At 45.2% G+C, this 23,224-nt stretch carries 21 protein-coding genes; 16 read left to right on the top strand and 5 right to left on the bottom strand.

All coding sequences use genetic code 11. The annotated features are described in order from the left end of the window. Positions 1–47: 47 nt before the first annotated feature. The 6 genes from accD to ppk1 all read left to right on the top strand — a co-directional run bounded on the left by accD (position 48) and on the right by ppk1 (position 6,961). Entirely contained in the window at positions 48–914 is an 867-nt protein-coding gene (gene accD, locus KCTCHS21_RS21565; protein WP_130613241.1) for an acetyl-CoA carboxylase, carboxyltransferase subunit beta, read from the top strand. Continuing rightward, entirely contained in the window at positions 904–1,869 is a 966-nt protein-coding gene (locus KCTCHS21_RS21560; RefSeq protein ID WP_130613238.1) for an acetyl-CoA carboxylase carboxyltransferase subunit alpha, read from the top strand. Before accD ends, KCTCHS21_RS21560 begins: the two co-directional genes overlap by 11 nt. A gap of 47 nt (positions 1,870–1,916) precedes the next feature. Continuing rightward, positions 1,917–3,671 carry a pyruvate kinase gene (gene pyk, locus KCTCHS21_RS21555; RefSeq protein WP_130613235.1) on the top strand — a complete coding sequence of 585 codons (1,755 nt, stop codon included), beginning with the start codon at positions 1,917–1,919 and terminating at the stop codon, positions 3,669–3,671. An 85-nt stretch (positions 3,672–3,756) separates the two neighbouring features. Next, positions 3,757–4,233 carry an acyl-CoA thioesterase gene (locus tag KCTCHS21_RS21550; RefSeq protein WP_130613232.1) on the top strand — a complete coding sequence of 159 codons (477 nt, stop codon included), beginning with the start codon at positions 3,757–3,759 and terminating at the stop codon, positions 4,231–4,233. A 23-nt stretch (positions 4,234–4,256) separates the two neighbouring features. After that, on the top strand, positions 4,257–4,661 hold the full coding sequence (locus KCTCHS21_RS21545) for an FxsA family protein (protein ID WP_130613229.1): 405 nt from the start codon (positions 4,257–4,259) through the stop codon (positions 4,659–4,661). Positions 4,662–4,879: 218 nt separating this feature from the next. Beyond that, positions 4,880–6,961 carry a polyphosphate kinase 1 gene (gene ppk1 / locus KCTCHS21_RS21540; protein ID WP_130613226.1) on the top strand — a complete coding sequence of 694 codons (2,082 nt, stop codon included), beginning with the start codon at positions 4,880–4,882 and terminating at the stop codon, positions 6,959–6,961. A 14-nt stretch (positions 6,962–6,975) separates the two neighbouring features. Here ppk1 and KCTCHS21_RS21535 read toward each other — a convergent pair whose 3' ends face one another. Beyond that, positions 6,976–8,511 (bottom strand): Ppx/GppA phosphatase family protein, encoded by a 1,536-nt coding sequence (locus KCTCHS21_RS21535; protein ID WP_157994094.1) that lies wholly within the window; start codon positions 8,509–8,511, stop codon positions 6,976–6,978. A gap of 204 nt (positions 8,512–8,715) precedes the next feature. Between KCTCHS21_RS21535 and KCTCHS21_RS31225 the strand changes: the two genes are divergently transcribed. From KCTCHS21_RS31225 to KCTCHS21_RS21510, 6 genes are all read left to right on the top strand, one after another. Beyond that, positions 8,716–8,859, top strand: a complete 144-nt coding sequence (locus KCTCHS21_RS31225; protein ID WP_162309359.1) for a hypothetical protein — start codon at positions 8,716–8,718, stop codon at positions 8,857–8,859. Continuing rightward, on the top strand, positions 8,856–9,971 hold the full coding sequence (citZ, locus tag KCTCHS21_RS21530) for a citrate synthase (protein ID WP_130613220.1): 1,116 nt from the start codon (positions 8,856–8,858) through the stop codon (positions 9,969–9,971). Before KCTCHS21_RS31225 ends, citZ begins: the two co-directional genes overlap by 4 nt. A 104-nt stretch (positions 9,972–10,075) precedes the next feature. After that, the gene (icd, locus tag KCTCHS21_RS21525; RefSeq protein WP_130613217.1) at positions 10,076–11,368 is read left to right on the top strand and encodes an NADP-dependent isocitrate dehydrogenase; all 1,293 of its coding nucleotides are present in this window, start codon (positions 10,076–10,078) and stop codon (positions 11,366–11,368) included. Positions 11,369–11,451: 83 nt separating this feature from the next. Next, positions 11,452–12,396: a malate dehydrogenase gene (mdh, locus tag KCTCHS21_RS21520; protein ID WP_130613214.1), complete on the top strand. Its 945-nt coding sequence runs from the start codon at positions 11,452–11,454 to the stop codon at positions 12,394–12,396. Between the two features lie 159 nt (positions 12,397–12,555). Then, positions 12,556–12,993, top strand: coding sequence for a hypothetical protein (locus KCTCHS21_RS21515; protein WP_130613211.1), 438 nt, complete (start codon positions 12,556–12,558; stop codon positions 12,991–12,993). 255 nt (positions 12,994–13,248) lie between these two features. Further along, on the top strand, positions 13,249–13,920 hold the full coding sequence (locus tag KCTCHS21_RS21510; RefSeq protein WP_130613208.1) for a hypothetical protein: 672 nt from the start codon (positions 13,249–13,251) through the stop codon (positions 13,918–13,920). A gap of 899 nt (positions 13,921–14,819) precedes the next feature. On the opposite strand, the gene yfbR is transcribed toward KCTCHS21_RS21510, so the two are convergent. Continuing rightward, complete coding sequence (yfbR, locus tag KCTCHS21_RS21505) at positions 14,820–15,425, bottom strand: 5'-deoxynucleotidase (RefSeq protein ID WP_130613205.1); 606 nt, start codon at positions 15,423–15,425, stop codon at positions 14,820–14,822. A 90-nt stretch (positions 15,426–15,515) separates the two neighbouring features. On the opposite strand from yfbR, the gene KCTCHS21_RS21500 reads away from it, so the two are divergent. The 3 genes from KCTCHS21_RS21500 (at position 15,516) to KCTCHS21_RS21490 (ending at position 19,737) form a co-directional block, all read left to right on the top strand. Further along, positions 15,516–17,051: a fumarate hydratase gene (locus tag KCTCHS21_RS21500; protein ID WP_130613202.1), complete on the top strand. Its 1,536-nt coding sequence runs from the start codon at positions 15,516–15,518 to the stop codon at positions 17,049–17,051. Between the two features lie 37 nt (positions 17,052–17,088). Beyond that, complete coding sequence (pnpS, locus tag KCTCHS21_RS21495) at positions 17,089–18,888, top strand: two-component system histidine kinase PnpS (RefSeq protein WP_130613199.1); 1,800 nt, start codon at positions 17,089–17,091, stop codon at positions 18,886–18,888. A 120-nt stretch (positions 18,889–19,008) separates the two neighbouring features. Continuing rightward, positions 19,009–19,737 (top strand): response regulator transcription factor, encoded by a 729-nt coding sequence (locus KCTCHS21_RS21490; RefSeq protein WP_130613196.1) that lies wholly within the window; start codon positions 19,009–19,011, stop codon positions 19,735–19,737. A gap of 22 nt (positions 19,738–19,759) precedes the next feature. Here KCTCHS21_RS21490 and KCTCHS21_RS21485 read toward each other — a convergent pair whose 3' ends face one another. The 3 genes from KCTCHS21_RS21485 to KCTCHS21_RS21480 all read right to left on the bottom strand — a co-directional run bounded on the left by KCTCHS21_RS21485 (position 19,760) and on the right by KCTCHS21_RS21480 (position 21,973). Continuing rightward, positions 19,760–20,113, bottom strand: coding sequence for a hypothetical protein (locus KCTCHS21_RS21485; protein WP_130613193.1), 354 nt, complete (start codon positions 20,111–20,113; stop codon positions 19,760–19,762). A gap of 458 nt (positions 20,114–20,571) precedes the next feature. Then, on the bottom strand, positions 20,572–20,694 hold the full coding sequence (locus KCTCHS21_RS31965; RefSeq protein ID WP_269472723.1) for a hypothetical protein: 123 nt from the start codon (positions 20,692–20,694) through the stop codon (positions 20,572–20,574). 421 nt (positions 20,695–21,115) lie between these two features. Beyond that, positions 21,116–21,973 (bottom strand): helix-turn-helix domain-containing protein, encoded by an 858-nt coding sequence (locus KCTCHS21_RS21480; RefSeq protein WP_232058262.1) that lies wholly within the window; start codon positions 21,971–21,973, stop codon positions 21,116–21,118. A 134-nt stretch (positions 21,974–22,107) separates the two neighbouring features. Here KCTCHS21_RS21480 and KCTCHS21_RS21475 point away from each other — a divergent pair, with 134 nt between their 5' ends. Next, complete coding sequence (locus tag KCTCHS21_RS21475) at positions 22,108–23,181, top strand: Gfo/Idh/MocA family protein (RefSeq protein WP_179952630.1); 1,074 nt, start codon at positions 22,108–22,110, stop codon at positions 23,179–23,181. The last annotated feature ends 43 nt before the right edge of the window (positions 23,182–23,224 follow it).

The following is a 23,224-nucleotide window of genomic DNA, read 5'->3' as shown; positions in this document are numbered from 1 at the left end:
ATCCGTAAGGCTTGACGGTCGCCATTTATCGTTTGTGAGGTGTCGCTGTGTTCAAGGATTTATTTCAGAAGAAAAAATATGCAGTCGTTCCAACTGAACGTACAAAAAGGGATATTCCCGAAGGTTTAATGAACCGTTGCCCAAAATGCGGTACGATTCAGTTCAGTAAAGAGCTGGAGAAAAATCTTAAAGTTTGTTCTACCTGCGGGCATCATTTCCGTCTTAACGCCTTGGAGCGCATTGCGATGACGCTCGATGAGGGGCGTCTTTTTGAGATTGATGAAAATCTGATTTCTGAAGACCCACTTAACTTTCCTGGTTATGCAGCGAAGCTAGAGCAGCAAAAGCTCAGCTCAGGCTTGAAGGATGCTGTCATAACGGGCGAGGGTGAAATCGGTGGTTTTGCTGTCGTAATCGGTGCGATGAGCTTTGACTTCTTCAGCGGCAGTATGGGCTCCGTAGTCGGCGAGAAAGTAACGCGGGCTATTGAAAGGGCCACAGAAAAGAAATTACCTCTCGTTTTCTTCTCTACCTCTGGTGGGGCGAGAATGCAAGAGAGTATTTTGAGTTTGATGCAGATGGCTAAGACTAGTGCGGCGCTTGCTAAGTTCCATGAGCAGGGCGGCTTGTTCATTTCTATCTTTACAGATCCTACCCTAGGTGGTGTATCTGCGAGCTTCGCTAGCCTTGGAGATATTATTCTGGCTGAGCCTGGAGCAATCGTTGGATTTGCAGGTCGTATTGTTATCGAGCAGACCATCCGCCAGAAGCTCCCTGATAATTTTCAAACGGCGGAATTCAACCTTAAGCATGGTCAGCTTGATAAAGTCGTCCATCGTAAGGAAATGAAATCGCTGTTGACGAAGCTGCTCGACATGCATGCGGGGAAAGGAGAGCCGGCCGATGTCAAGTGAACTGCCCTTTGAGAGGCCGCTCGCGGAATTGCGTAAGAAGATCGACGAACTCAAGCATTTCGGTGCCGAGAAGGAAATAGATTTTACCGATGAGATTGGAAGGCTTGAAGAGCGTTACAAGCAGCTGGAAGTAGAAACCTATTCCAATATGACTGCAGCTCAGATTATGCATATGGCTCGCCATCATCAGCGTCCAACCTCCCTTGATTACATAAATACGGTTTTTACCGATTTTATTGAACTTCATGGAGATCGTTTGTTTGCTGATGATATGGCCATTGTTGGTGGGCTTGCTAAGCTTAACGGTATTCCAGTTACGGTAGTTGGACATCAGCGGGGTAAGGACACGAAGGACAATATTCAACGTTTCTTCGGCAGTCCCCATCCAGAAGGCTTCCGCAAGGCGCTTCGGTTCATGCAGCAAGCGAACAAATTCGGACGTCCGATTATTACTTTCATAGACACTAAGGGTGCTTATCCTGGCGATACCGCTGAAGCACGTGGACAATCGGAAGCAATCGCACGTAATCTCCGGGAAATGGCGCTATTCGGTGTTCCGATTATATGCGTTGTTATCGGAGAGGGTGGTAGCGGTGGTGCTCTAGGGTTAGGTGTTGGTAATCGGGTGCTCATGCTGGAGAATGCGATTTATTCTGTAATCTCTCCGAATGGAGCAGCGTCTATTTTGTGGAAGGATGCTTCGAAAGCGGACCAAGCTGCCGAAGCGATGAAGATCACTTCAAAGGATTTACTTGAATTTGGAGTTATTGAAGATATTATTCCTGAGCCACAAGGTGGAGCTCATCGCGATAAAGCTATGCAAGCAGAATCAATTAAGGAAGCAATATGGCGGCATCTGCAGGAGCTTCAGCAGTTAACGCCAGATCAATTGAGGGAAGACCGGTATCAGAAGTTCCGTAAAATCGGACATTTCGGTACCGCAGAGCTTGAATAGCTCTATATAGATGCGAACATGGATAGATAAACGGAGGAAAAGAAATCATGCGTAAAACAAAAATCGTCTGTACGATTGGTCCTTCCAGCGAATCACTGGAAAACACGAAAAAGTTGATTACAGCTGGTATGAACGTAGCACGTCTCAACTTCTCGCACGGTGACTTTGAAGAGCACGGCAACCGCATCAAAACAATTCGTCAGGCTAGCCAAGAATTGAACAAAACGGTAGCGATTCTACTCGATACCAAAGGTCCGGAAATTCGTCTAGGCAAGCTGAAGGAAGAGCCAATCGAGCTTGTTCAAGGTGAATTTATTACTTTGACAACCGAAGAAATCTTAGGCGATATCAACCGTGTTCCGATTACGTATAAGGAATTGCCTAGCGACGTACACGTAGGCTCCACAATTCTTATTGACGATGGTTTGATCGGAATGACTGTTATTGATATTCAAGGTACGGAAATCAAGTGCCAAATCGTTAACAGCGGTCAAATTAAGAGCAAAAAAGGTGTAAATGTTCCAGGAGTAGATATCTCCATGCCGGGACTTACAGAAAAAGATATTAGCGACATCAAATTCGGTATCGAGGTTGGTGTAGATTTCATAGCAGCTTCCTTCGTTCGCCGCGCAAGCGATGTTCTTGAAATTCGTGAGCTGCTTGAGCGTCATGATGCACGGCATATCCACATCATCTCCAAAATCGAGAATCAACAAGGCGTTGACAATCTTGATGAAATACTTGAAGTTTCTGATGGACTTATGGTTGCTCGTGGAGATTTGGGCGTGGAAATTCCAGCCGAAGAGGTGCCACTAGTTCAGAAACAAATGATCGAGAAATGTAATCGTGCAGGTAAGCCGGTAATTACAGCTACTCAAATGCTCGATTCCATGCAACGCAATCCACGCCCTACCCGTGCAGAAGCATCAGATGTCGCGAACGCGATTTTCGACGGTACAGATGCGATTATGCTTTCCGGTGAAACGGCTGCTGGTAGATACCCAGAAGAAGCGGTTCTGACAATGTCCCGAATTGCAGAACGTGCTGAGTCCGCTCTGCACTATCGTGAAATTTTCACGAAGCAAGCAAACGCTCAGCAAACTTCTGTAACGGAAGCGATCAGTCAAGCTGTTGCCAACTCGGCATTAGATCTAGACGCGAAAGCTATCGTAACTTCCACAGAGAGCGGTTATACTGCACGTATGATTTCCAAGTATAAGCCGAAATCAAATATTATTGCTGTTACACCTGTTGATCAAGTATTGCGTCGCCTACAGCTTGTATGGGGTGTTATCCCTGTTAAGGGTGTTACTGCAAAAACGACAGATGAAATGTTCGAAATCGCTGTTAAAGGTGCCTTGGAAACTGATCTTGTTCGTCTTGGTGATACAATCATCATTACTGCAGGTGTTCCAGTAGGTCGCTCCGGTACGACAAACCTAATCAAAATTCACAATGTTGGTGAATTAATTGCTCAGGGCCAAGGTATTGGCTCGCAGAGCGCAACAGGTAAAGTTGTTATCGCCAATTCTCCTGAAGAAGCGATTCGCAATATGACACAGGGAGCTATTCTAGTTGCTCCTTCAACGGACAAGGAATATATGCCTGCTTTCGAAAAAGCTGCTGCAGTTATTACGGAATGTGGCGGAATTACATGTCACGCAGCTGTTGTAGGTCTTAACCTAGGTATTCCAGTTATCGTAGGTGTTAATGATGCGACTAAGCTGCTAAGCGATGGAATGGAAGTAACGCTTTATGCTGAGCATGGCGTTATTTACTCCGGTCAAGCTAAGGTTATGTAGTAAGCTAGTTTTGCGATAAGTTAGGATTCCCCGCAGCGCTGCTGTGGGGGATTTTTGTATCTAATTGGAAAGAGGTGGTAAACGGATGGCCAAATGGTTGCTACACCCTTTGCGAGTAAGATATCAGGAAACCGATCAGATGGGTGTCGTTTATCATGCTAATTATTTGAACTGGTTCGAAATAGGCAGGACGGAATGGGTGCGTCAAGCCGGAATAAACTATAAAGAGATGGAAGCAAAGGGCTTATTGCTGCCTGTTACGGATGTGGAAGCTTCGTTCAAGCAGCCTGCGCTCTATGATGATTGGGTTACGGTAGCGACACGAGCTGCAGAAATAACGAGTATCCGCGTTCGTTTTGAATCAAGGGTGCTAAGTGGTAACTTAACGGGCAGTCTGGGGGAAAGCTATGAAGGCGATGCGCCACCAGGTACGTTGTTAGTCCGTGGAGGTACGAAGCACGTGTGGGTCAATCGGGAGTGGAGACCGGTTCGCTTCGCAAGAGAGGCTCCAGACTGGTATGATAAGATGATACAGCTTGCAGGGCTGGCTACTTCGATCTGACGAAAGTGAAGGGGGAATAGAGGATGCAAAGAAAGCTATTAGCCATTTTTTTCATCTTTGCTCTTTTGGAGCTGTGGGGCATCATAATGATGACCCAATGGATAGGGGGATGGGCGACCTTCTTTCTTATTGTAGCCACAGGGTTTCTAGGCGGCTGGCTTATTCAAGTCGAAGGCAGAAGAGTATGGCAGCAAGCGCAAAGACAAATGCAATCCGGTCAAGCGCCGGGGCATAGCTTGTTAGAAGGACTATGCGTATTAGCGGGAGGTATTCTGCTCATTATTCCTGGCTTTCTCTCGGATCTTATTGGGTTGACCATGCTGTTCCCACTTACAAGACCCATTTACCATTTATTTCTCTATCGTTTATTAGAACGTACAATACGTAGTGGCCGATTCACAATTTACGGAGGTTCTAATCGTAGATAAATAATATTTACTATTTATTTATGGAATCATGGCTAAGAAAATAGGCTGCCTTGCTCCGATTCAAGCGTCTTGTTTTCTTTATTTTGCCAAGAAAGTGTCATTTAACCTACAGTTAACGAAAAGTTAACGTTGGCTTTACAATTGAACAACATAATATAAGAGAACAAGAGTACTTAAGCATTCAGTAGTCGCTTACATAATGAACAGGGGGAAGCAAAGTGACTAGCGCTAAAAATTACATTAATCGGGATTTAAGCTGGCTGGAGTTTAATAGGCGTGTGCTTGAGGAAGCAGAGGATCCAGGAACGCCTCTACTTGAACGGTTTCAATTTCTATCCATCGTGCAAAGTAACTTAGACGAATTTATGAGTGTAAGGGTCGCAGGATTACAAGCACAAAGCAGAGCAGGATATACAAAAACAGATTTTACTGGCTATACCCCACAAGGACTAATTAAACGATTGATGAAACGCACGACCCGGATGGTTCGAGAGCAATACCGTTCCTACCGTGAGCTTATTCGCATACTTGGCAAGGAAGGTGTCATGCTATCTACCTTCCGTGATCTGAATGAAGAACAGAAAACATTAATGACTAAATATTTTCAACAGATCATTTATCCTGTATTAACGCCAATGGCTGTTGACCAAAGTCGTCCTTTTCCACTTTTGCATAGCAAAGGGCTCTATTTAGCAGTTGTTCTGCAACAGGACGATTTGAGGAATGACAGTGACTCAAGATCATTCTGTGCAATCGTTCAAGTACCTACAATTTTGACTCGTACAGTATTAGTTCCGGGTCGCAAAGGCAGCCGTAAATTTACTTATTTGTTGCTGGAGGATCTCATTAAGGAACATATCGGTTTATTATTTAGTGGCTACACGGTCGAAGCTGTTCATGCGTTCCGCGTTACACGTAATTCAGATTTAACGCTTAACGAAGAAGGCTCAGAGGATTTACTGCAGGAAATTGAGAAGGAGCTGCGTCGTCGTCGCCGTGGGCTACCTGTAAGGCTTGAAGTAGAAAAAGGGATACATCCTCATGCGATGGAGCTTCTGCAAGACGAGCTGGAGATGGAAGACGTAGTATTCGATGAAATCGATGGACCGCTCGATCTCGCATTCCTTTCGAAATTCGTCTCCATGCTTCCTAACTACGATCATCTCAGATACTCAAAGGTTGACCCAATCTACCCAGACGAGTTTGAGGAAGCAGAGGATATGCTATCTGTTCTCCGTGAGAAAGACGTCTTGGTATATCATCCGTACGAATCCTTCGAAGTTGTTAATGACTTCATATTAGAGGCCGCAGCAGATGTAGACGTGTTGGCTATTAAGATGACGCTCTATAGAGTTAGTGTTAATTCAGTGCTTGTTCAAGCTTTGGCGAGCGCGGCGGAGTCAGGCAAGCAGGTAACCGTAGTTGTAGAGATTAAGGCGAGATTTGATGAAGCGCGCAACATTGCTTGGGCTCGCCAGCTTGAGAAGGCAGGCTGCCATGTTGTATACGGCTTGGTTGGTTTGAAGACACATGCAAAAATTACGTTAGTCGTTCGAAGAGAAGCCGATACACTGCGAAGATACGTCCATGTAGGGACGGGGAATTATAACGAAAATACGGCTAAATTATATACGGACGTAGGGTTGTTCACAAGCCATCCGGATATTGGAGCTGACGCGACGGCTTTGTTTAATGAGATGACGGGGTATTCTACTCCTCATCAATGGTCTTCCTTCGCAGTGGCCCCGATTGGTTTGAAGCCTAAGCTCTTTGAACTGATCGATCGGGAAATAGAGCATGCCATAGCTGGTCGACCAGCAAAAATCATTGCGAAGATGAACTCCTTGTCAAACCAGTCAATGATAGACAAGCTTTATGAAGCCTCTCAGGCAGGGGTGAAAATCGATTTAATCGTGCGTGGAGTATGTTGCTTGAGACCAGGAGTAATCGGTTTAAGCGATAATATCCGGGTCATTAGCATTGTAGACCGTTTTCTAGAGCATGCGAGAATATTGGCTGTAGGAGGCGGTGGGGAAGAAGAATTGTTTATCTCCAGTGCGGATTGGATGACGCGGAATTTAAGTCGCAGGGTGGAGCTAATGTGCCCGGTAAAAGATCCAGGTCCTCGTCAGATGCTGATGAATTTGCTACAAATGAACTTGCAGGATAACGTCAAGGCGAGGGAGCTACAGTCGTCAGGGAGCTACGTGCGAGTGACAAGCCCGCACGCACCTCTTCGCAGCCAGTTCGAAGCTGCGGATATTCCATTGTGGAAGTCGATTGCCAGTGCTATAGAGTAAGGAACGAAGGGGAATTATCCTATGTGAACCGTTAACATAGGAGTAATTCCCCAATTTTTTTTGATTTCCCTAGCATAGGTTTCAACTTCCATATGCTCTACTGGGAGTGGGTGGTCGGCGTGAGCGATCAAGTGAAGGGTTTTCCCCTTAATAGCTAGCTCAAGAGACGTAATAGCCTGGGATTCGCTTCGATCAAGAGCGACGGCAAGCTGAAGCAGAGAGCCGAGCTTAGCAATTGCTTCTAAGTCCCCGTCCTCAAGCATTAATCGATAAGGTGCAAGCTTACGTCTAAGCGGATTAGCGCCCCGATAAGAAGCGATGGCAGCCGTCAGTAGCATTTCCCGATGGGACAAGCCATTCCAAATTGTATGGAGTAGCATATAGAAGGTGTGGTCGGCACTTTCGTTGTAATCGATAACAGCCCCAATCCGGAACAAGCGCGAAGCAGTTTCAAGTATGCGCCGTGAATAAGCGGGCATGACCGTATGGGGAGATAAGTTGTCGTATAGAGTTAATGCTAATTTGCGTACTTGGTTCAGATGCCCTTCTGGGGCTACTGGGTATAAAGCGTTCAGATTGCGAATGCTTTCCTCTAATACATAATCTTCAGAATCCGTTTCATGATTAAGAAGGCAGGTCTCTTGGAACAGACCGTCTCGTAAACCAGCTCCACAGACGACAAGACGGGATGTCTCGGCCTGTTGAACGACTCCAAGTAATATGGCTAGACCAGGGACGATAACATCTCCACGGTCCTTGGACAACCCTGGGAGCTTACGTCTTTGCTCAACATTCAGAATAGACAAGCTTCCTAGCGTCGAAGGTAGATCGGGATTGTTGAGCTCATATCCATGCAAATATGGGAAAGGATAATTAGATTCACGCTGATGAAGCTTAGCAAGCGCACGAACGGTACCGCCTAGACCAATTAGAGGGAGATTAGGGTGACTGGAAATCCATTTTTCTTTGCTTATCAATTTTCGTACATCAGCTTGAATATTCGATAAAACAGACTGAGAAACGGGTTCTTCTCCAAGTGAGTACCGAACAGAAGTGTTTACACAACCAATGGGAAAGGATACGGCATGGACCACTTTGCGATTTTTAATCAAAGTGATTTCTGTACTGCCACCTCCAATATCAACGACAAAGCAATCGGCAAGGCTTAGACTGTTCAGCATTGCCCGGCTCCCAATTCTTGCTTCATCCTCGCCTGTCAAAATCTCTATAGACAGACCAGTAGCGGCAAATAAACGCTGAATGACAGTGTCTCTATTTGCTGCTTGTCGAATGGCTGCCGTTGCAACAGCACGAATTTTGTCTGCTCCATGCTTAGAACAAATCCGACTAAAGTACCGGAGCACCTCAGCAAGCTCGTCAACGACTTCGACAGGCAATGTTCCGTCGGGAGCCATGCGTTGACTCAGGCGTGCAGGCCAACGACCTTGATCAAGAACACGATAAGCGCCATTACTCGTTAATTGATAAACGGATAGGCGGACGGTATTGGATCCAATATCTATAATCCCTGTTACTTTATTTGTATTCATGTCTCTGACCTCCAACCGTGCGTGCATTTCGTATCACTATATTGTATCACAAATCAATAAGCAGAATGTTTAGGAGCTTCAAGCAAATGATTAATGTTACATGAACGCGCAAGAACGAATGGTTATGATGCCGATAAAACATTTTAATGTCTGAATCAGTTCCATTCCCCGTAAAAATCGATTATCATTAAAAAAGGTCAAAAAATGTTAAGTTATTCATGGTTTGCGTTGATTATTGAGCCGAGAGAGCTTCTTGCTCTAGCGCAGGCGTATCTTGGCGTCATTCGGCTATTCATTAGACAAGCCGATTGGTCTGAATTTTGTGGACAAAGGAGAGAGAAAATATGACAGCAACTAAAGGCCTTGAAGGAATTGTAGCGGCGAAGTCGTCTATAAGCTCGATCATTGACGGCGTATTGACGTATCAAGGCATTAACATCGATGAATTAGCAGAGCAGGCTTCGTTCGAAGAGGTTGTATACTTGCTGTGGCATGGTAAGCTACCTACTCAAGATGAGTTGGACGGGCTTATTGCAGAGCTGGGCCAATTTGCGACAGTTCCAACAGAGGTTATTGAAGGCTTACGTTTGTATCCTAAAGCAAGCAACTCAATGGCTGCTCTACGTACCGTAGTATCCAGCCTTGCTCTTTATGATAGTGAAGCCAATGACATGAGCAAAGAAGCAAACCTTCGCAAAGCCATCAAGCTGCAAGCACAGTTGCCTACAGTAGTGGCAGCTTACGCTCGCATCCGTGAAGGCAAGGAGCCAATCGCTCCAAAGCAAGGCGTAGGAATCGCGCATAACTTCTTATATATGCTGACTGGTGAAGAGCCTGCTCAGGTTGCTATTGAAGCGATGGACAAAGCACTCGTTCTGCATGCGGATCACGAGCTGAATGCTTCAACGTTCGCTGCACGTGTAACGGTTGCTACATTGTCCGATATTTATTCCGGTGTAACATCGGCTATCGGAGCACTGAAAGGCCCATTGCACGGTGGTGCCAATGAAGCCGTTATGGTTATGTTGGATGAGATTGGCTCCTTGGTGAATGTAGAGCCTTACATTCAGAACAAGCTGAACAACAAGGAAAAGGTAATGGGCTTCGGTCATCGTGTATATAAGAATGGTGACCCACGTGCCAAGCACCTTATGCAAATGTCTCGTCAGCTAGGTGAGCTTAAAGGTGATATGACGCTTTATGAAATGTCCATAAAGATTGAGGATCTCATAACAAGCCAAAAAGGATTGAAGCCGAACGTAGACTTCTATTCTGCTTCTTGTTATACAATGCTCGGTATTCCGCGCGATTTATTCACACCAATTTTTGCAATCAGCCGTGTTTCCGGCTGGTCAGCTCATATCCTAGAGCAATATGAAGATAACCGCTTGATTCGTCCGCGTGCCGAGTACGTTGGTCCGGTCAATCAGCATTATGTAGCTATCGGTGAGCGTGGCTAAATGACATGTTGTTGCCGGCCGGTTTTACCTCCATGTTATGATGAGGGGGTTAAGCAGCCGGTTCTTTGTGAGAATATATGTGAAAATCAGGAGGAGAAATGAATATGAAACTCGAAAAATTTGCAGCCCCAACATCCGGTGAAAAAATTACAGTAGTAAATGGTGTCCTGAACGTTCCTAACAACCCGATCATTCCTTTTATCGAAGGCGACGGCACTGGCCGCGACATCTGGAAAGCTTCTAAGCGCGTGCTTGACGCAGCTGTAGAGAAAGCTTATAAAGGCGAGAAACAAATCGCTTGGTACGAAGTATTCGCTGGCGAGAAAGCATTTAACGCTTACGGCGAATGGTTGCCTGCTGATACATTGACTGCTATTCGTGAGATGATTATCGCAATCAAAGGACCATTGACGACGCCAATCGGCGGCGGTATCCGTTCTTTGAACGTAGCTCTTCGTCAAGAGCTGGATCTTTATGTATGCTTGCGTCCTGTGCGTTATTTCGACGGAGTACCTTCTCCTGTTAAACGTCCAGAGCTTGTTGACATGGTTATTTTCCGTGAAAATACAGAAGACATCTATGCTGGTATTGAGTATCAATCCGGTACAGAGCAAGTTAAGAAATTGCTTGAATTCCTACAAAACGAAATGGGCGTTAACAAAATCCGTTTCCCAGAAACTTCCGGTCTTGGTATCAAGCCAGTTTCTGAAGATGGCTCCAAGCGTCTAGTTCGCGCTGCTATCGAATATGCAATCAAACACGGACGTAAATCCGTTACTCTAGTTCATAAAGGCAACATCATGAAGTACACAGAGGGCGCGTTCAAAAACTGGGGCTACGAAGTGGCTGAAGCTGAATTCGGCGACAAAGTGTACACTTGGTCTGAATATGATCGTGTGAAAGAAGAGAAGGGCGAAGAAGCAGCTAACGCGGCTCAGAAGGCAGCTCTTGATTCCGGCAGAATTCTAATCAAGGATGCTATTGCTGATATCGCATTGCAACAAGTTCTTACTCGTCCAACTGACTTTGACGTTATCGCTACTCTTAATCTGAATGGTGATTATCTGTCTGATGCATTGGCTGCTCAAGTTGGTGGAATTGGTATCGCTCCAGGTGCTAATATTAACTACTTAACTGGACATGCTATCTTTGAAGCGACTCATGGTACTGCTCCTAAGTACGCGGACAAAGACGTTGTAAACCCAGGCTCGGTTATCCTTTCCGGTGTTATGATGCTTGAGCATCTTGGCTGGTTGGAAGCTGCTGATTTGATCTACAAAGGCTTGGAATCTTCAATCAATAGCAAAGTCGTAACTTACGATTTCGCTCGTTTGATGGAAGGCGCAACAGAAGTAAAATGCTCGGCATTTGCAGACGAAATTATTAAACATTTCTAAAGCTCAATGCCAGTAAAGCACAATTCATACACTCGCTCCATTGCACATAGCATAGTGCTAAGTATCAAAGGAGGATATACAAAGTGGCAATCAAACGTGCGAAAATTACAGTTGTAGGCGCTGGTTTTACTGGCGCCACGACTGCGCTAATGCTGGCACAGAAGGAATTGGGAGACGTTGTTCTTCTAGATATTCCGCAATTGGAAAACCCGACTAAAGGTAAAGCGCTGGATTTGATGGAATCAACACCAGTTCAAGGCATTGATTCTAATATTGTTGGGACTTCCAACTATGAGGATTCCGCCAATTCGGATGTTGTAATCATCACTGCAGGAATTGCGCGTAAACCGGGCATGAGTCGCGATGATCTCGTGAACACAAATGCGGGTATCGTTAGATCGGTATGCGAGAATATCAAAGCAACTAGCCCGAACGCTTACGTAATCATTCTATCTAACCCGGTTGATGCGATGACTTATGTGGCTAATAAAGCACTAGGCTTCCCGAAAAATCGTGTAATCGGACAATCCGGTGTTCTTGACACGGCTCGTTACAATACGTTCCTAGCTCAAGAACTTAACGTGTCCGTAGAAGATGTTCGTAGCGTTGTAATGGGTGGACATGGCGACGATATGGTTCCTCTCGTTCGTTATACTTCAATTGGCGGCATTCCGGTTGAGAAGCTTCTTCCTAAAGAGCGTATTGATGCGATCGTTCAGCGTACTCGCGTTGGCGGCGGAGAAATCGTTAACCTGCTTGGTAACGGCAGTGCGTACTATGCTCCTGCTGCTTCCCTTGTACAAATGACAGAAGCGATTCTTAAAGACAAGAAACGCATTCTGCCGGTTATCGCTCTTCTGCAAGGAGAGTATGGCTATAATGACCTGTTTATGGGTGTGCTAGCGATCTTAGGCGGCGACGGAATCGAGAAGGTTATTGAATTGGACCTAACAGATGAAGAGAAAACCGCACTTGAGAAATCCGCACAATCCGTACGCAGCGTTATCCAAATCGTAGAAAATGCATAATTTTCATCAATAAATACACTGAGAGGGCCTTAGGGCTCTCTTTTTGCGTACAAAAGGTGAAGGATTTATGTTGAATGTGTGAGTTAGGTTTTGTTCACCCTCTATATTGTGTATACTGAGAATTGTCTTAGTTTGTTTTATTATTGGAGGGAACGTCAAATGTACACGGTTATGGTGTTTTTGCACGTATTGGGTGCAGTAGGTATGGGAGTGTATGCGATCTTGCCGTTTATCGTAGGGAAATTTAAGCAGCTTTCTGGTACGGCTCAAGAAGGCTTAGCTAGCGGATTAATTTCAGCTGGAAGAATTGGACAGTATGCATTGGTCGTTCAGCTAGTTACCGGAGGATATTTGATCTCAAATGCACCAGGCGGTGCGAAATACACAGTTGCTTGGATGGTAGTAGTCATTGTATTGTTCGTTGCAATGGGAGCCTTCTCAGGAATTCTGCAAGCTCCTCTCAAAAGGATTGTAGCTGCTTCCCTTAGCGGGGAAAGTGCAAGCGCGTCCATTTCCAGAGTTCGGACACTTAGTGCTATTACTTTTGTATTGTTCATAGTCGTAATTTGGTTTATGAAAAACCCATACTATAAATAATTATTTATGTGAAGTGTACATAAGCTTCGCTCACCGTTCTTGTGGGCGAGGCTTTTTTTCGACTATCAGAAAGTATAAGGTTCTATGTCTATATACTCATCTGATAGCTCGATACAAACGTGTATAGCCGTCCTAAGGACGGCAAAGCCGTTTTACTTGGATGTTTCTAGAAGTACAATGTTCATTGTCCCGAGAAAATTGTAATTGGTGGAACAATTTGGAGCGACGGGACGTTAATATGATGAGGTGATTGAATTGCTAAAACGTATAACGTTACTGATTCTATGTAGCATAGTCTTAGTAAGCGCTGGGATTGTACTTAAGCCTGAACAAGCCTATGCTTGCTCCTGTGCTATGCCTGCCTCTGTCAGTGATGAGATGGCTAGGAAGACGGCTATTTTTTCTGGGAAGGTCATCAATATGGAAAATCCTGAACAGAAGGAAATCATGTCTAGTGCAGATCCGGTTAAGGTTACTTTTGAGGTACAGACAGTGTGGAAGGGACAGATTGAGAATAAAACTGTCGTGAACACAGCTGTTAGTGGTGCAAGCTGCGGATATACAGGGTTCGCTTTGGGGGCTGAGTATGTTGTATATGCATACGGGAATGCTGACAAGCTTGAAACGGGTATGTGTGAAAGAACCAAGCTGCTCGAGTCGGCGGATGAGGATATTACAGAACTCGGCACAGGATATGACCCAATTAAAACTACGGCAAATATAGGCATTGCAGAGTCTGTAGAAACTGGAAAATCTGCCGGCATAGGAAATTCTGGCGAATTGGCTCAAGCAAGCGGTGTAGAGAACGAAAGTGCTACGCAGGGTACAAGTGAAATGCCGAAGGGCTATTATATAGTACCAATTATTGGAGCCGTCTCTCTTGTGGGTTTAGTTATCATGCTTCTCGCCTTCAGAAGGAAGCGCTAACGAATTTGGAGTAGCTGGGGGTTAAGTTCTACTCCCAATTATGAACGCAAACAACCTTCAGCCCACCTTCATTAAAGCAGTGGGGGCTGGGGTTGTTTTCATTATGCATTTTCCAGACTAGTTGCTCGAAAATTGATACAGCTTCGCATCCTCGCTAACCCTTTCGAAACACCGTAAACCTCCAATTAATCATGCCTTTCGGACTAGTTGCTCGATGAATCGAAACATCTTCGAATCCTTGCTAACCCTTTCGAAAAACCGTATATCGCCAACTAATTATGCTTTGCCCAGACTGTTTACCCTAAAAAATTGTACACTTAGGTCCCCCCCCCCCATTCCGGAGACTGACACCAAGGGCAGAGGTTAGTTAAGAGCGCATGATCGATAAGGGTACAGTCAGTGGAGCATGTGAGTTTAAAGTCACATTTTGCGACAATAACGGGGCGATCTTCGAATAAGCGAAGCTGAAAGTAGCAATTTGCGACAATGGCGGGGCGATCCTCGGATAAGCGAAGCTCAAAGTAGCAATTTGCGACAATGGCGGGGCAATCCTCGAATAAAAGAAGCTTAAAGTAGTAATTTGCGACAATGGCGGGGCGATCCTCGGAGAAGAAAGCAGATGTTAGTTAAGAGCAAGCGAAGGTTTTATTCGCAGGATGGTTGGGTATAGAGATGGCATAGCGAATTTTGGTAAGATGAGCAGGGGAAGGATATTCAAGAGACGCGCGTTCAAAGGCAATGACGTACGCATGAAGGCATACCGAAACAAGTTGGATATACGGTGTGCCCTCATGAACTGCTAGTGTTCTACTAAAGGACACCCAGTCCCCTTTGCGCTTACTGAAGTGACGTATGCGCAAGGGGAGATGCCCAGTTGCGTTACTTTACTCATAGCTTCTCTATTTGTCTACCTGCTGTTCATCCTCAGATAACTCGTCTATAGTTCTCTCGAAGCTGGGCGCTAGGTGTGTCAAAAACCATTCGACCTCTGGCATATCCAGCTTTCTTAGCTTTTCTTCACTTTGCCTGCGAGCGGATGCGAACTCTCGATTGCCTGCTGACATTTCGCTAATGCATTTTAGGTAGGCGTCCAATAGATCTGCCGCTTTAAGTAGCTTCTCCATTTCAGGGTTAGCAGGCTTGCCTACGAGCAAGGGGCGGTAAGTTTCTTCAAGCTCAGGAGGAACGGTTGCAAGCAGACGTTCGGCGGCTAATGCTTCAATCTCGCGAAAATTTGATAAAATTCGTGGATTATGATGTTTTACGGGTGTCGGAATATCTCCCGTAAACACTTCTGTGGCATCATGAAATAAAGCGTAAGTCACAGCCTCGTCCGGATTAATATCCCGATGGAATATTTCCCGAGCAATACTACCCAAAGTATGGGCAATTAGTGCTACATGATAGGAGTGCTCCGCAACATTTTCCGAAGAAGTGTTTCTCATGAGACTCCAACGTTCAATGTATTGCAGCCTGTACAAATAAGCTAAAAAATGATTTGCCATTAAGTTGACTCCTTTTATCCGATTGCTTCTCTGTATGCTATTATATAATGGATAAGGATTAACGAACAGAGAGGGGAAATTGCACTTATCATGTCTACTTCATTCGAACAAAGCATGTACCAGCTTATTGTGGAAACCTCAACTAACCTTCCGGCGGACGTTCGCCGTACCATTGCAGCAGCCCGTGAGGCGGAAGACCGCGCGACGCGCGCAGGATTGTCTTTGACGACAATTGCTCAAAATATTGAGATGGCGGAAAATAATGTTTCCCCCATTTGCCAAGATACCGGTATGCCGACTTTTGTCGTACATACCCCTGTCGGTGCTAATCAGATTATTATGAAACAAGAAATTAGAAATGCAATTGCAAGAGCGACGAAGGATGGGAAGCTTCGCACGAATTCTGTGGATTCTTTAACCGGATCAAACACAGGAGATAACCTTGGACCAGGCACTCCGGTTATCCATTTCGAGCAGTGGGAGCGCGATGACGTAGATGTTCGTCTTATTCTTAAAGGCGGCGGCTGCGAAAATAAAAACATTCAATATAGTTTGCCCTGTGAAATTGAAGGCTTAGGCAAAGCTGGTCGCGATCTAGATGGTATCCGCAAATGTGTGCTGCATGCCGTATATCAAGCGCAAGGACAAGGCTGTAGCGCAGGATTTATAGGTGTTGGTATCGGTGGGGACCGGACAACGGGCTATGAGCTAGCTAAACAGCAATTATTCCGCGAGATTGAGGATACGAATCCGATTCCGGAGCTTCAGCAATTGGAAGAATATATTTTGGACAAGGCTAACCAGCTTGGTATAGGTACGATGGGCTTCGGCGGTAATGTTACTTTGCTTGGCTGTAAGGTTGGGGTAAATAACCGGTTACCAGCAAGCTTCTTCGTTTCTGTTGCCTACAATTGTTGGGCGTACCGTCGTCAAGGAGTCGTATTAGATGGTAACACGCATGAGATTAAAAGCTGGGTTTACGAAGGCGGCAATGCTGTGAAAATGGTAGAACCGGCAGAGGAAGCTTCAGTAGAAGTATCAAAGCCTAAGGAAATCGTTTTGCAAATGCCATTATCAGAGGAAGACGTACGCAGCCTTAAGGTTGGCGATGTTGTTATTCTGAATGGGGAAATGCATACGGGGCGTGATGCTTTGCACAAGCACCTGATGGATCATGATGCTCCAATTGACCTGAATGGCGGCGTTATTTACCACTGCGGCCCAGTTATGCTTAAGGATGATTCAGGCTGGCATGTTAAGGGTGCAGGTCCGACGACAAGCATTCGCGAGGAGCCTTACCAGGGCGATATTATGAAAAAGTTCGGACTTCGCGCGGTCATCGGTAAAGGCGGGATGGGACCTAAAACATTGGCAGCATTACAAGAGCATGGCGGCGTGTATTTGAATGCGGTCGGTGGAGCAGCTCAATATTATGCGGAATGCATTAAGAAGGTTAATGGAGTCGACTTTATGGAATTCGGTATTCCTGAAGCAATGTGGCATTTGCAAGTAGAAGGCTTTGCTGCCATTGTTACAATGGACTCTCACGGAAATAGTCTGCATGCCGATGTGGATAAGGATTCTAAAGCTAAGCTAGCGCAGTTTAAAGAACCAGTATTTGTTTAAAGAGCCATACGTATGTTAAAGGAGCTATTGTCTGTTCATGTCTAAATTTCGCTTGAAGTTAACCGGACTATTTGTCATCATGATTGGATTTTCTGTCCTGGCAGCCGGGCTGTTAATGGGTAACTCTTATCAGAGGAACCATCAAGCGGCTTTGCGGGATCATATGATTCGGGAGCTGCACGTTCTTAACGCTGCCGCTCCTTGGCCTGCGATGGAGAATTCAGCCGAACAAAGCTTGTATTTGCAGCATGAGGCCAAGCGGTTTAAGGAAATTGCTGGGATGCGCGTAACTTATATTCGTCTTGACGGAAAAGTTATGGGAGATTCGGATCATGAGCTGTCGACGATGGATAATCATCTCAATCGCTCGGAAGTGCAGCAAGCACTCAAATCAGGAACAGGAAGCAGCGTCCGAAAGAGTGAAACCTTAAATCGGAAGATGATGTATGTTGCAATTACGGTTCATGATGACCAGGGTACTGCTAACAAGGGCATAATTCGTTTGGCCATGAGCTTGGGAGATGTCGAACGTAGCTTAAACAACATGTGGCTTGCTTTAGTATTTGGCTTATTCCTGCTTTTCGCACTTGCAGCGATAATAAGCTATCGAGTTGCTCTTAGTGTTACTCGACCGTTAGAACGTATGACATCCGCAGCAATAAGGATGGCTGGCATGGATTATGCCATTCGCGTACCGGAAGGCGGAAGAGATGAAGTAGGCGAGCTAGCTAGAGCGCTTAATGCGATGGCTGGGAGTCTTCAGGGGCAGCTAGATGAAATTAGGCAAAATGGTACACGTCTGCAAAGTGTAGTAGACAATATGATAAACGGTGTTGTGATGATCGCCCACGATGGCCGGATTACATTGTACAATCATGAGGCAGAGTTATTGCTAGGAAGCTCCGTACGTGAACGCGTCGGACGTAGCTACACGGAAATCCGTCAGCATTTTGAGCTGGTCGGTCTCATTCGTTCAGGATTAGAAAATCCTCTGTCTATTCATGAAGAGCTAACGGTTTATTTTCCTGAGGAGCGATTGCTTGAAATTAATATTGTCCCAATGACGATGAACGGAGATGAAGAACCTGGACTTCTTCTCGTGCTTCAGGATGTTTCAGCTATTCGACGGCTGGAGCGCATGCGTAGCGAATTTGTCGCTAACGTGTCGCATGAGTTAAAAACACCTGTAGCTGCTGTCAAAGGTTTCGCAGAAACATTATTGGCTGGTGCGATGAATGATCCTGAAACGGCAACCTCCTTTCTGACGATTATCCAAGACGAGAGTGATCGCCTGAACCGACTAATTGGAGATATATTAGAATTATCGAAGATTGAGTCGCGCCGTTCACCATTAATGTTTTCACCTATCGATCTGCCAATGTTCCTGGATCGTATGACCGAATTACTTGCCTCAGAAGCTAGTAAAAAGGAAATAACATTGGACATTCAGACCGAGGAAGGTCTATTCTTAGAAGCTGATGAAGATCGTCTAGGACAGATATTAATGAACTTGATTCAGAATGGAATCAACTATACGCCTGCAGGTGGCAAAGTCAAGGTACGGGCGAGTATTATCGTAGCTGACGATGGGGAAGATGAGTTAGTCCGAATTACTGTGTCAGATACAGGCATAGGCATTCCGAAAAAGGATATACCTAGAATATTCGAACGTTTCTATAGAGTAGATAAAGCGCGTTCGCGCAGCTCAGGGGGAACAGGTTTAGGTTTATCCATTGTAAAACATTTGACAGAGCTGCATCACGGAACAATTCGAGTGGAAAGCACGGTTGGCGTGGGTTCACAGTTTATTTTGGAGCTTCCACTCCTACAGCCTTAATATTAACTTTACCTATTTTACATTCCGCTAACACTTTAATGATGCAGCCTTTACAATGGTATGATAAAACTAACATGAAGAGTCAAAATGGCAGGACTACCTGTCGGACCGGAGGAACCAATGTCGGACAAAGTGCTGATTATCGAAGATGAACCGACTCTTGCACGACTAGTTACTTATAATCTTTCGCAAGAGGGTTATGATACAGAAGTCGTCGGGAACGGTGCGGAAGGATTGCATAAAGCAATCCATGAACAATATGCCATTATTTTTCTTGATTTGATGCTTCCTGGTATGAATGGATTCGAGGTACTGCAAAAGCTACGTCAGAACGGAGTCAAAACACCAGTTATTATTCTCACTGCAAGAAATGCAGAGGAGGAAGTGGTACAAGGCTTAAAGCTTGGTGCAGATGATTATATTACAAAACCGTTCGGAGTTGCCGAGTTGTTGGCTCGGACATCGGCAGTGTTAAGGCGCTCTCGAAATGAGGAAAGTAAGCCTTCGAAAGCAAGTAGTGGGGATAAAGTCATTGCCATAGGAGACCTGCAGATTTTTCCGGACAAATATGAGGTTTTCTCAAATGGTCAGTGGATCACATTGCGGCCGAAGGAGTTCGAGGTACTGCTATATTTAGCTGAACGCCCAGGTATCGTCATCACTCGAGATGATTTGATGAATGTCGTATGGGGTTTCGACTATATTGGTGGCCAACGAACAGTTGATGTACATGTGAGCTCACTCCGCAAGAAACTTGAGTTAAATCAGCAATCCGTGCAAATCGATTCTATCCGTGGCGTCGGCTACAAGCTGTTCATCCACCGTAAATCAACCTCGTCAAGCCACTAGGCTTAGGCGAGGTTTGTTGTTTCTAAAGTGGCCCACCATCGTCGCAAAATGCAACGATGAGGAAGTGCGAGAGATGAAAAGCCCCACCATCGTCGCAAAATGCAACGATGAGGAAGTGCGAGAAATGAAAAGCCCCACCATCGTTGCAAAATGCAACGATGAGGGAGTGCAAGAGATGAAAAGCTCCGCTATCGTTGCAAAATGCAACGATGAGGAAGGGCAAGAGAGAAAAAGTCCCACCATCGTCGCAAAATGCAACGATGAGGAAGGGCAAGAGAGAAAAAGTCCCACTATCGTCGCAAAATGCAACGATAAGCGAGGGCAAGAGAGAAAAAGTCCCACCATCGTCGCAAAATGCAACGATGAGGAGGGGCACCGAGCGAAACTCCCACTATCGTCGCAAAATGCTACTATAACTTAGCGCCGCAGTCGGCTACAGCCCCTATTTGACCCTCGCTAACATAGCTTTGTTGGCTCTGTAGCTGCAAACCCTTTTTACGTCCATACGACAAGGTATTAAGAGCTCTTTAGTAACTAGCGATTTAATGTGTCTCAATATAGTTGTTCGATGAACGCCAATGTGGTTTGCGGCGTATTTTGGTGTGATTGGTGTTGAGATTGAAGCAGCTATGGTGAGGATCGATTGTTCAATGGGTGCTAAGTCAAAATTTATCCGAGAGTCAGTCATACTTAGTTTTCCCATTAGCTGGTGGATTATTTGCTGGCAAACGCGAGGCTTTTCCAAAATATCATCATACGAAAATCGCAGAACATGCCAACGGTCAATGACCAGGTGATTTTGTCGCATTAAGTGATCTGCAAACTGTGATCTATTCACATCCCGCCAATGGCTGCCGTAGCCATCAATCTCGATACAAATCCTATAACCTTCAGTAATATAAGCAAAGTCAAGGTATCTCCAGCCATCCTTATAATCTCTGATTTCGTATTCCGCATGCAGATTAGTAAAATGCCCAAAAGCGGGCCACCATACCTGCTGAATAAACATTTTTTCTGCATGCCTTGAAGCGCTAGACAGTCTCCTTCTACGTTCTCCTTTACTAGCTAAACGATTGTCCTCGGTCCATTTTTCGAAGCATGCAATAACTCATCGTTCATCGTAATTACATTGTTCGAACTCATTAACTCATCATCCTCTCAATAGAATAAAAACAAAAGCCGCTCAGCCCGGTAATCTCCGGAATGAGCGGCGTGTGCTTCACGACCAATATAAATGTTCTACATGGGGTCGAAATATCACATAATTGGTTAAAGTACAAGGGGAATTTGTAAATGACTCCCGAAAGCCGACGGTAGAACATAAATGTTGCAACTTTAACGTAACATCTTTAATGGTAGCATCTTAAACGGGAGCACCCTACCTACCCCAAGCGAGCATTTTCCGTTGAAACTCTTTCGGAGAGCAGCCGTTGAAGCGTTTGAACATTTTGTAGAAGTGAGCCATGTTAGCCATGCCGATCAGATCTCCAATTTCGCTGACACTCATGTCTCGAGTTAGTAATAGCTGCTCGGCTCTTTTTATTTTCCGAAAGTTAACGTACTCTGTGAAAGAAAGGCCCATTATTTTCTTGAAAAATTTAACGAAATAATAATAGCTCATATTGGCCAATTGGCATACTTCATCAACAGTAATTCGATCATCCAGCTTTGTCTCGACGTAGTCCAGCACCGGCTTAAGACGAATCCGTTCAACGCGGTCCTGATCAGACAACAAGCCACGATTGTCATTGCGAATGAGAATGAGGAGCAGCTGTTTTATTAACATGTTAACGGCTAGCTCGTAACCGCTCTCTTTTTGCTGTGCTTCATGATGAATTTGACGAATACAATCCGCTGCAGCATTACGGGCTTCTAAATTTTCCTGAAAAATATAGTTCATGGTGCTAAGTGGTACTTTTGTTTCATTAAAATACTGCAAATAGGGAATCGTACTTTGATCGAAAAAAGTATGCAGATCGAATTGGAGGACAATATAGTCGAGGAATCCCAATTTACTCCGATCTCGGTGCAACTGAGAATTTCCAAGAATAACAATATCGCCATCATTCATCATGTAGGTTTTATCACTGAGATCAATTTCGAGATGTCCACGTTGAACAAGCAACAGCTCACACTCCGGATGATAATGCCAATTAACTGCTCCAGGATCGTTGCGGGTCGCCTGCCATATTTTCAAAGACAGCAGAGGATTCTCATATTCAACCTTTTCTCGCATAGCTTGCACGGCTTCATCCCCTTGTATGACAAAATCGCATAAGATCCTCGCATCTGTGTGCATGGGATTAATATAAAGTTATGTTACACTAATTGTAGAATGAATACTTAAAACCCGCAAGGAGGACAAGTGTTTTGACAAAAGTAAATGTAGGTATGATTGGATGCGGTGGAATCGCCATGGGGAAGCATTTGCCCTCGCTCGCCAAAATCCCAGAAGCGCAAATTGTCGCATTTTTTGATGTAGCATCGGATAGAGCACATGAAGCCAAAAATAGATTTGGCACGCACGATGCTAGAGTGTATCACGATGTTTATGAATTGCTCCGCGACCAAGATGTTCATGTTGTACATGTGTGTACGCCAAATGACACCCACGCCGAAATATCCATAGCTGCTTTGGAAGCAGGTAAACACGTGCTTTGCGAGAAGCCGATGGCTAGAACGGCAGAGGATGCGCGGCGTATGCTTGAAACCTCCCAAAGAACAGGCCGAAAGCTTAGTATCGCTTACCAAAATCGATATCGCGCAGATAGTCGCTGGCTCCACCAAGCGTGCCGTTCCGGTGATCTGGGAGAAATATATTTTGCAAAGGCCCATGCAGTTCGTCGCCGTGCTGTACCCACATGGGGTGTGTTCTTAGACCTCGAGAAGCAAGGTGGCGGTCCGCTAATTGATATTGGAACCCATGCTCTTGACCTCGCTTTATGGATGATGGATAACTACGAGCCCAGGACAGTGCTGGGAACTTCCTACCGCAAGCTAGCGGAGCAAGGAAGCCAGGCGAATCTTTGGGGAAGCTGGGATCCTGCGAAATTTACTGTAGAGGATTCTGCCTTTGCCATGATTACGATGAAGAGCGGGGCTACCGTGTGGCTCGAATCGAGCTGGGCGCTTAATACGCTTGATGTTGATGAAGCGAAAGTATCTCTCTCCGGAACTAAAGCAGGAGCGGATATGAAAAACGGTCTACGTGTTAATGGTGAAGAGCATGGTCGCCTTTATACGCAAGAAATTCAGATGTCTGGTGATTTCGGCGGAAATCCTCTTCCTGATGATGCAGCAGAGCAAGAGGCACGGGCATGGATTGACGCCATTATTCATGACCGAGAACCTGTTGTTACGGCTAAACAAGCACTTGTTGTACAAGAAATACTCGAAGCCGTCTATGAATCTGCGAATAAAGGGCAAGCGATAAGCTTTGTTTAGTTATAGCCCAAAGAACCGAGAAAATTAATAATAATAGGCGATG

Origin of the sequence: Cohnella abietis, assembly GCF_004295585.1 — a bacterium.
In the GTDB taxonomy this organism is placed as follows: Bacteria; Bacillota; Bacilli; order Paenibacillales; family Paenibacillaceae; genus Cohnella; species Cohnella abietis.
Note: the sequence above shows the minus strand (reverse complement) of the source record. Positions and strands in the feature narration are given on the sequence as shown.

Bases quoted from the DNA above. Each gene is read 5' to 3' on its own strand.
- KCTCHS21_RS21560 (WP_130613238.1), top strand. From the start codon at position 904: ATGTCAAGTGAACTGCCCTTTGAGAGGCCGCTCGCGGAATTGCGTAAG.
- pyk (WP_130613235.1), top strand. From the start codon at position 1,917: ATGCGTAAAACAAAAATCGTCTGTACGATTGGTCCTTCCAGCGAATCA.
- KCTCHS21_RS21550 (WP_130613232.1), top strand. From the start codon at position 3,757: ATGGCCAAATGGTTGCTACACCCTTTGCGAGTAAGATATCAGGAAACC.
- KCTCHS21_RS21545 (WP_130613229.1), top strand. From the start codon at position 4,257: ATGCAAAGAAAGCTATTAGCCATTTTTTTCATCTTTGCTCTTTTGGAG.
- KCTCHS21_RS21535 (WP_157994094.1), bottom strand. From the start codon at position 8,511: ATGAATACAAATAAAGTAACAGGGATTATAGATATTGGATCCAATACC.
- KCTCHS21_RS31225 (WP_162309359.1), top strand. From the start codon at position 8,716: ATGTTAAGTTATTCATGGTTTGCGTTGATTATTGAGCCGAGAGAGCTT.
- citZ (WP_130613220.1), top strand. From the start codon at position 8,856: ATGACAGCAACTAAAGGCCTTGAAGGAATTGTAGCGGCGAAGTCGTCT.
- icd (WP_130613217.1), top strand. From the start codon at position 10,076: ATGAAACTCGAAAAATTTGCAGCCCCAACATCCGGTGAAAAAATTACA.
- KCTCHS21_RS21515 (WP_130613211.1), top strand. From the start codon at position 12,556: ATGTACACGGTTATGGTGTTTTTGCACGTATTGGGTGCAGTAGGTATG.
- yfbR (WP_130613205.1), bottom strand. From the start codon at position 15,425: ATGGCAAATCATTTTTTAGCTTATTTGTACAGGCTGCAATACATTGAA.
- KCTCHS21_RS21500 (WP_130613202.1), top strand. From the start codon at position 15,516: ATGTCTACTTCATTCGAACAAAGCATGTACCAGCTTATTGTGGAAACC.
- pnpS (WP_130613199.1), top strand. From the start codon at position 17,089: ATGTCTAAATTTCGCTTGAAGTTAACCGGACTATTTGTCATCATGATT.
- KCTCHS21_RS21490 (WP_130613196.1), top strand. From the start codon at position 19,009: ATGTCGGACAAAGTGCTGATTATCGAAGATGAACCGACTCTTGCACGA.
- KCTCHS21_RS31965 (WP_269472723.1), bottom strand. From the start codon at position 20,694: ATGCGGAATACGAAATCAGAGATTATAAGGATGGCTGGAGATACCTTG.
- KCTCHS21_RS21480 (WP_232058262.1), bottom strand. From the start codon at position 21,973: ATGCGAGAAAAGGTTGAATATGAGAATCCTCTGCTGTCTTTGAAAATA.